This window comes from uncultured Paraglaciecola sp. (genome assembly GCF_937123705.1).
GTDB lineage: Bacteria > Pseudomonadota > Gammaproteobacteria > Enterobacterales > Alteromonadaceae > Paraglaciecola.
Genome location: NZ_CAKZKO010000114.1, coordinates 1 through 5,996, shown reverse-complemented (window position 1 = coordinate 5,996; position 5,996 = coordinate 1). Strand labels below are relative to the sequence as shown.

The window sequence follows — 5,996 nt, the reverse complement described above, 5'->3', positions numbered from 1 at the left end:
AGGCCATTGAAGAGATCAATCGGGCTAAGGCGCAACTTGAGGCTATGGAACAATCATGATCCCCCAAAAAACAGCCCAGCGATACCAAAGCCAGATCACCGCCAACAGACATGCAGCATTGGCACTGGATGAATTCTGGCCCCTGTATCTGAATCTGCCGACTGATAACAAATCATTCCACCATGTTGACGGCGAATACACCCTAACCGTAGAGGGTCAGCAGGTTGTCGGGCTGGTGGATGTTTACAAGTATTTGATGCGAGCTACTGAACAACGTGGGTTTGATAATTTGATGGAGAAAGTGGCGTGAGTGACTTCACAGCGGAGCAAGTCAAGAGCTTGGTTGAAAAGATCGTCGGCCCAATTGAGCCAGCCGGAGCCACGCATGTTGACGGCGAGCGATTCGAGAATCTAAAGGTTATGTGCGAGCTGGTTGATTCACTGGTTACCGAGATTGATGGCGTTGGCATGCATAAGGACTCACACATGGCTAGCGTCAAAAAGGCAGGTGAATACGCTTCTGACTTCATAACCAAGAATCTGGGGGTAGTTGAATGAGTGAGCGATACAGGGCTTTTATGCTTCATGGCGATCCTGTCGTGGGGGATGGCGATAGCGAGCAAATGCACATGTCCTGCGATGAAATAGCCGACCGCATGAACAAGCTGCAACGTGTTGTTGACGCGGCTGAAGAATACATGAGGCCACATGCTCATTGGGATTCTCGCCCTGGTGGGAAACGAAGCAATTTAATTGACTCGCTAGAAGCCCTCAAGCCCAAAACGCCGGAGCAATTGCTTGATGACCTTTTGCGGGCTGCTGACAGGACCGTGAATTTACGCAGGCCGCTGAACGTCTCCGAATCCCGATCCGTTGATCTTTATGAATACGAATCAGCAAAGAAAGCCTACAGGGATTCTCTCAAATGACCCGCCAACCCAACACAGACGAATACTGGAAATTCCACACAAAGCCGGAGTTGGGCAACTGGAAAAACGGGGCTGATGTTGCTACTGCCGCACTAAACCGCGTCCTAAGTCGATTGCCTAATCCTGTGCATATAGATGCGGATGGGAGGCCCGACATGTCTCTACCCTTCACGGAGGATGCTGACGTTTTGGAGCGGGATAAATTGGAGAAATCATGAGCGCAACCAGACTAGCAACAATAGAGTGTGGGGGCGTTGATATTCGAGCTGGCAAACGATACAGAATCGCCAGCCACCACAGCCCTGATTTCATCAAAGTCACGGTGTCTGATATCACCAAAAAGTCAGACGGCATAGTGGCTCACTATCGACGCAAATATCAGAAATTGCATAACTCAATCAGGCTAAACCAGATTTGCGGCATTCGCGAAAACTGGGCTGACTATTAAGGGGAATATGGAATGAGTTGGTGTATAGAAAACAAAGTGAACGAATTAGTAGAGCTGGTCAAGAAGCGATATCCCGATTACCCGCTTGGCGATAATCCAACTGTCGGCGATTGCATATGGGCATTGGATTCTGGAATTAGAGGCACCGAGGCCGCGAATGCGGATTGCCACAAGTTTATAAAGATTCTAGGCGATCAACTGGGCTACAGCGCTGAGGACTTGATGAAGCAATGGGAAACTGTCGATAGCAAATTGCTTGTGAAGCCATGAACTACAAACCAATATGCGCTAACACCAACATAGAGCGCTTCAGTCAATACCTACTGCAAGCCCGCGAACACGGCCACGTAGGACGGCAGACCATCGAACAACTGCGCGATTCTGGGAATGTCGTTACCCAGGATGCGGCGCATCAGGTTTTTCATCAATTGAGGATTTCGTTATGAATGCAGTAGTCAAGGAAGTAGCCAGCGGATTCTTCACGGATGGATTGCCGAACGACGAATACCACAAGCCAGAGAAAGGACTCTCTACCTCAGACATCAAGCGCATGGATGATCCTGCGTCGATTATCTGGAACAGGACGGCTGAGCAAGATACAAGCAAGTTATCAGCCGTAGATTTCGGCACCGACTTTCACCTGTACTTTCTGGAGTCCGATTCATTCCACGAGAAATGCCAAGTCTTGCCGGTATTCAATCGCCGCAAGCCTGCTGAGAAACAGGAGGAACTGGACATGATCGCTGACTGGAAAAGCAAGGGCATCATTCCAGTGACGAACGAGGATTTCAACAAGTGCAAGGCCATGCGTGAATCTGCCCTAGCTCATCCTACTATCGCCGCAATCATGGCGCTGGGAGGCATTGCAGAGCGCTCGTATTTCTGGACAGACCCAAAGACAGGCGTTGAATGCAAATGCCGCCCTGACCTGCTGGTGCTGGATATTAACGACAGCAACCGACCGTCATTCATGCCCGCCCATTGCACAACGCTGGTGTTTGACGTGAAAACCATTGCGCAGATAGGCCGGATTCAAAACCAGATTGAGGAATTGCAGTATTTCGTGCAGGACGCGTTTTACACCCGAGGCATTGAGCAGGTGACAGGCTCTAAGGTGTTCTTCTGTTTCGGGTTTGTCAGCACATCGTTATCGCTTGGTCGGTATCCGGTGAAGGTAGTCGCGCTATCTGACACAGCGAAGTTCGACGGCAGGCGGCTGATTGACGAAAAGCTGGCTGAGTATTCAGCGCTATCTGCTGGTGACAAATCATCCTGGCAGACGATTGTGGAAATGGACCGCCCGTATTGGGCCACTAAAGATGAGGATTTACTGTAATGATTGACATGAAAGATTTGGAAGCAAAGAGCGACCAGCTCAATGCAGTGGATTTTTTCAAACCGATGACATTCAAGATTAACCGCGTTGAATACAACCCGCGCCAGGAGCAGCCGATAAAACTACACCTTGAGGGCTTCGACGGCAGGCCGTACAAGCCATGCAAAAGTATGTTGCGGGGGCTTGTACAAGTCTGGTCGGATGATGAGCAGTCATGGGCAGGCAAGATGCTTGAGCTGTACTGTGAGCCGTCTGTTAAGTGGGCTGGCAAGGAAACTGGCGGTATTCGCATAAAGGCCGTTAGCGGCATTACAGCGCCTTTTGACTTGGTAGTTCAGCTCAACAAGAAACAACGCGAGATTCAGACGTGGGACGTGATACCGGATGCGCAACCCATTGTTAAGGAATTCATCCCGACGCACTTTGAGCAGGATATCAACGAAGCTACTTCCAACGCTGATCTGGATTTGATCGTCCAGACAGTCAACAACGAATTCGGCGCTGATGCACTAGCGCAGATCAAAGACGCCGTTGTCGCTGCTCGGGGTAAGTTTGTTGTGGAGGGTGAGTGATGAACATTGAACTGGCAAACGGCAAAGCAACCGCGCCATGTGTCTTCACGAAATCAGCTTTCAAATCAGCTATAGCAGAAGCAGGTTATTTCGAGGATGGAAACATTCACACAGAATACGGCTGGCGCAAAGATGAACCTGCGCATATATGGTGCCGAGTGAAGCGAATTGTGCTGTTCGATGATCCTGATTCGGTGTCGTTGGTTGATGCAAAAGTCTGGCGTGATAATTCGACGGGAACGGCGTTCATGGAGCAAGGCCGTGACGCTGAATCGAGAGCGCGTGAGAATGCTTCGACACACAAGCGGTGCAATACATGCTCAGAGCTTTACCGGAAAGATAGCTGGTGTTCTCAGTGCTCTAAGGATCGCGAGCGCCAGAGATTCAATCGCCTAAAGGCCGTTCCGTATCAGGATCAACCGTGTGTCATTGGTGATTCTTGGCATTTCGATCCTGACTCATTGCGCGACTATCTGCTTGAGCACGACATTATGCCGAGCGATGCAGAAGTAGAAGAAGCTGAGCCGCATGACCTGCCAGAGATTGAGCTTGAGCACTGGTGTGATGATTTACCAGAGGACTATGACGAATACACTTTGCCGGATGAGATAATGAACGCACTGGACGCATTAAACAGAGCGATACGCAAGCACGGCAAAGGCGTTACTTATTTCAGGAGCGGCAATCGTATTACTCTGCCTGATGGCTTTGTTGATGGGGGTTAATGAGCAATTAGCTCGTGATTCATTTCGGGATCGTAAAAATGCTGCATTCTGCCGGACTTAAACAACGCAAAACCACAACTCTTTATGCCTTTGTCGTTTGTGGGTAGTAGGCTAGGATTGGCAACAGTCTGCAACGAATAAGATGATACATTTAGACCTTGAATCTGCCGTGATATTTTCACACACGAAATCGCATATTCGGTTAGATATATGTTTTTAACTATGTCCATAGCGGGGTTAATGGTTAGTCGTCAGTGTAGATGTGCCAGACAAAAGGCCCATCTATCACGCTACCGATATGGTTGCCGTTATTAGTGCAATTTTCAGGGATTGGGTTGCCAGTACCAACTACCCAAAAACCCCAATTTCTTAATTCATTTTCGGTATCGACTTCAGCCCATACGCAGATTTCACCGCCTTGAACCATCACGCTCAATACTCGTGCATCGTCAGGTATCGCTACCTCCTGCCAGTCGGTTCGTTCAAGCGTGTACTTGTAAATTGTTTTCATGATTATTCTCGGGGGTTTTGTGTTCAGTCTTGCCAATAGAATAATTCACCGACTTTTACTGCCAGTCGATCAACTCCGTTTTTCTTTACATCTGAATACGACAGCACACCGCTTGCCGCTTTGTCAGCACCGTTGGACTCGCGCAAATCACTCATTAAATATGTCCCGTCACCCAGATCAGAATAAACACGATCACCCGCGTTCAGACCAAAGTCGTATTGATTAAAAGCCCCTACTGGCTGCTTTCGCATCTTTCTCATTTTCTGGCCGGGGTTAATGTTCAATTAGCCAAACTTGCGGCTGCAATTCTTTTTTCAAGTACAACGGATGTGCCGGTGATCCGTCCTTGTTCAGCTTTAGGTACTGTGGCCCATGCCTGTCAATCATCCCCTTTGCACGATCTCTGAATGAGCCATGCTTGCCCCAAGCAGCAATCGTGATATCAGCCTCGGCAACCGCTGCATCTATCCAAGCATCATTACCCGAGCCAACAGGGTCAAGTGCATCCATCATATCCTTGGGCCTTGTCGCTCTGAAGGCAAAAAGGTTGACCATGATCAGTTTCCCATAGCCCCACGATTTCGCATAGTTCACGCATCGCCTTATCGTCGGATCATCAAGATTGGCATCTGCTGTCGATGGATTCAACCCAATAAAGCACACGGCTCGCTTGTCTGCTGACCAGCGGCGTTCCAGCTTGTACCTATAACAACCGCAATCTGATATCACGGCTGACTTGGTTGGGCCTACGTTGTTTATGATCTGGTTCATAGCGGGGTTAGTGAGTAGTCGGCTTCGAGAGGCCAAGCAGCCCTTCAAGATGTGATGCGCCACCGTCTGCTAGATCCTTTCGCATCATGGCCTCGTCAATAGCATCAGCCTCCTCATCAAACTCACCTTGCTCGATACGCCTAGCAAGTTTTGAGTGTCCGAGCCTATGCAGACTCTGACTGGATTCCATTTTCCCGCAAACGTATTTAACGTTCTTGTAGTCGTGATACTCACCGGCTAATGCTTCCTCGATCATGAAATCAATAGCTGATGATTTAGGCAGCTTACGCAGCTCCTCCACCAATTCAACCATCGTGCTTTTACGTTTCCTGTTCATACTTCGGTCAATCCTATTTTCACCCATCCTTGATCGGTAACCTCATAGTCAACACCGCCGATGGATTTGACTGTACCAATTTCTGGCGTGGTGGTTTTTGACAACCGCTTGAGCCTGCGGAATGCTTCGCGCTCTTCTTTGCGGGCATTCTTATCCATGTTGAAGATCGCGCCGTACTCATCGGCGGCCCTGGTTGACGTCAGCTGACTGAACAGCTTGTCGCGTGTTTCTCTATCCTCATCAGACAATGGATCGTTGCGATAGTCGTGCATTGTTATTACCTTTGTTGGTGGGCGGGGTTTATGGTTGATCTGGTTTGTAGCAGGGTTGGAGTGAGAATATACTCACCATTATCTTCACAAACTCA

At 49.0% G+C, this 5,996-nt stretch carries 14 protein-coding genes; 8 read left to right on the top strand and 6 right to left on the bottom strand.

Annotated features, from left to right (window positions below; all coding sequences use genetic code 11):
- The first annotated feature begins 55 nt into the window (after window positions 1-55).
- From Q0688_RS14380 to Q0688_RS14345, 8 genes are all read left to right on the top strand, one after another.
- Complete coding sequence (locus tag Q0688_RS14380; RefSeq protein ID WP_299078041.1) at window positions 56-310, top strand: hypothetical protein; 255 nt, start codon at window positions 56-58, stop codon at window positions 308-310.
- Window positions 307-558, top strand: a complete 252-nt coding sequence (locus Q0688_RS14375; RefSeq protein ID WP_299078038.1) for a hypothetical protein — start codon at window positions 307-309, stop codon at window positions 556-558. Before Q0688_RS14380 ends, Q0688_RS14375 begins: the two co-directional genes overlap by 4 nt.
- Window positions 555-929, top strand: coding sequence for a hypothetical protein (locus Q0688_RS14370; RefSeq protein ID WP_299078035.1), 375 nt, complete (start codon window positions 555-557; stop codon window positions 927-929). The genes Q0688_RS14375 and Q0688_RS14370 overlap by 4 nt, the downstream gene beginning before the upstream one ends.
- Window positions 930-1,143: 214 nt before the next feature.
- Window positions 1,144-1,377, top strand: a complete 234-nt coding sequence (locus Q0688_RS14365) for a hypothetical protein (protein ID WP_299078032.1) — start codon at window positions 1,144-1,146, stop codon at window positions 1,375-1,377.
- 12 nt (window positions 1,378-1,389) lie between these two features.
- Window positions 1,390-1,647 (top strand): hypothetical protein, encoded by a 258-nt coding sequence (locus Q0688_RS14360; protein ID WP_299078029.1) that lies wholly within the window; start codon window positions 1,390-1,392, stop codon window positions 1,645-1,647.
- Between the two features lie 172 nt (window positions 1,648-1,819).
- Window positions 1,820-2,713, top strand: a complete 894-nt coding sequence (locus Q0688_RS14355; protein ID WP_299078026.1) for a PD-(D/E)XK nuclease-like domain-containing protein — start codon at window positions 1,820-1,822, stop codon at window positions 2,711-2,713.
- Window positions 2,713-3,285, top strand: a complete 573-nt coding sequence (locus Q0688_RS14350; protein ID WP_299078023.1) for a hypothetical protein — start codon at window positions 2,713-2,715, stop codon at window positions 3,283-3,285. Before Q0688_RS14355 ends, Q0688_RS14350 begins: the two co-directional genes overlap by 1 nt.
- Window positions 3,285-4,010, top strand: coding sequence for a hypothetical protein (locus tag Q0688_RS14345; RefSeq protein ID WP_299078021.1), 726 nt, complete (start codon window positions 3,285-3,287; stop codon window positions 4,008-4,010). The genes Q0688_RS14350 and Q0688_RS14345 overlap by 1 nt, the downstream gene beginning before the upstream one ends.
- Here Q0688_RS14345 and Q0688_RS14340 read toward each other — a convergent pair.
- From Q0688_RS14340 to Q0688_RS14315, 6 genes are all read right to left on the bottom strand, one after another.
- On the bottom strand, window positions 4,007-4,192 hold the full coding sequence (locus Q0688_RS14340; protein WP_299078018.1) for a hypothetical protein: 186 nt from the start codon (window positions 4,190-4,192) through the stop codon (window positions 4,007-4,009). The genes Q0688_RS14345 and Q0688_RS14340 overlap by 4 nt on opposite strands.
- A 62-nt stretch (window positions 4,193-4,254) precedes the next feature.
- Window positions 4,255-4,521, bottom strand: coding sequence for a hypothetical protein (locus tag Q0688_RS14335; protein ID WP_299078016.1), 267 nt, complete (start codon window positions 4,519-4,521; stop codon window positions 4,255-4,257).
- 23 nt (window positions 4,522-4,544) lie between these two features.
- Window positions 4,545-4,772 (bottom strand): hypothetical protein, encoded by a 228-nt coding sequence (locus Q0688_RS14330; RefSeq protein ID WP_299078013.1) that lies wholly within the window; start codon window positions 4,770-4,772, stop codon window positions 4,545-4,547.
- Window positions 4,773-4,794: 22 nt separating this feature from the next.
- Window positions 4,795-5,328 carry a DUF1643 domain-containing protein gene (locus tag Q0688_RS14325; RefSeq protein WP_299078010.1) on the bottom strand — a complete coding sequence of 178 codons (534 nt, stop codon included), beginning with the start codon at window positions 5,326-5,328 and terminating at the stop codon, window positions 4,795-4,797.
- Window positions 5,300-5,629: a hypothetical protein gene (locus tag Q0688_RS14320; protein WP_299078007.1), complete on the bottom strand. Its 330-nt coding sequence runs from the start codon at window positions 5,627-5,629 to the stop codon at window positions 5,300-5,302. Before Q0688_RS14320 ends, Q0688_RS14325 begins: the two co-directional genes overlap by 29 nt.
- Window positions 5,626-5,901: a hypothetical protein gene (locus tag Q0688_RS14315; RefSeq protein ID WP_299078004.1), complete on the bottom strand. Its 276-nt coding sequence runs from the start codon at window positions 5,899-5,901 to the stop codon at window positions 5,626-5,628. The genes Q0688_RS14320 and Q0688_RS14315 overlap by 4 nt, the downstream gene beginning before the upstream one ends.
- Between the last annotated feature and the right edge of the window lie 95 nt (window positions 5,902-5,996).